The following is a 1,211-nucleotide window of genomic DNA, read 5'->3' as shown; positions in this document are numbered from 1 at the left end:
TACGGATCCAAGTTCTTCCCTTCTGAATCAGATAGATTCATATCTGAAAGAGTTTGACAATAAGTTCTTTCAAAATGGACTATTTGTTCCTCTGTTAGGGGTGTTCCAGAAATGTCTGCAATCCAGTAAACAGCTCTACGGGCGAATGGGCCGGATTGAATTGCAAAACGGAAAGATTTGGACAAGTTATCCATTTCGTCACCACTTTGTGGAAAATCGTTCCGTATGAATATCTTAGATACCTGTGACTCGATTGGTGAAATAGTATCTCTCTCCAAAAGCACGTTTTTTTTTTGACCGACGTACAAAGAAAAGATTTGGTTGGGAAGGAATAAACTATCGAGGAATTGTCCATACGTATGATCGTAATTATTGATACGGGCCCTTGCCACAAAAAAAGGGAATCTTTTGTTACAATAGACACAGAAGTGATGTGCATGATTCAAGAATCGAAGTCGATTTGCTTTATAAAAATAAGCTATCAAGGAACTTCTATGAAATGGTTTCACGGGATTCAACCAATTGTCTCGATCGTGGGATATCATTAATTTCCTTTTTGGAGAAGTATCACGAGCATCTAATAAGAAGGGTTTCAATTTCTTCAAATCGTTCAGATCTACGGATTCTAACAACTGATTGCAGAGTTGATCATTCAGACCTTTCAATTCAGAGATGTGGATTTCGGACCTATGAATGGACCTATTCCCGATACTCAAAAATAAAAAAGGAAGTGACTTACAAAGTGGCTTGGACAAAAAGAGAAGTGACTTAGAAAGTAGCTTGGAAAGTGGCTTGGACCAAAGGCGAAGTGACTTGGACCAACAGACAAGAAGTGCATGAGGCAAAAAAGCGTATTGATCAATCGAAGATAGATTAATACGTAATTGATCAAACCCTTCTTGAAATTCATCGAACACTACTTGAAATTCATCGAACACTACTGGAAATTGATTGAACACTACTTGAAATTGATCGAACACTCCTTGAAAATGGCTCTTTTGCTCAGAAAGGAAATGTTCCAAATGCTCCTGTAAATTTTTGCTCTCATTGGACCATTTGTATGGATATGCATCAGGATTCCGATTCATGGATCTCGGGCTTCCAAGAGGATCGAACCATTTCTTCTGACTCTTTGTCAAATTCGATAAATGGATCGTATATCTCAGTATAGTGCTATGATTCAGAGTATCATTTCCTATTTGATCCCTTTG

Annotated in this window: 1 protein-coding gene; it reads right to left on the bottom strand. The window is 38.0% G+C overall.

The features are described from left to right. Nucleotides 1-1,088, bottom strand: a 1,088-nt coding sequence (locus QQK25_RS24525) for a Ycf2 family protein (protein WP_284189924.1), incomplete at its 3' end; no start/stop codon positions are given. Between the last annotated feature and the right edge of the window lie 123 nt (nucleotides 1,089-1,211).

Origin of the sequence: Zoogloea oryzae, assembly GCF_030161255.1 — a bacterium.
Classification (GTDB): Bacteria; Pseudomonadota; Gammaproteobacteria; order Burkholderiales; family Rhodocyclaceae; genus Zoogloea; species Zoogloea oryzae.
The sequence above is the reverse complement of the archived record's forward strand: the minus strand, read 5'-3'. Positions and strand labels throughout refer to the sequence as shown.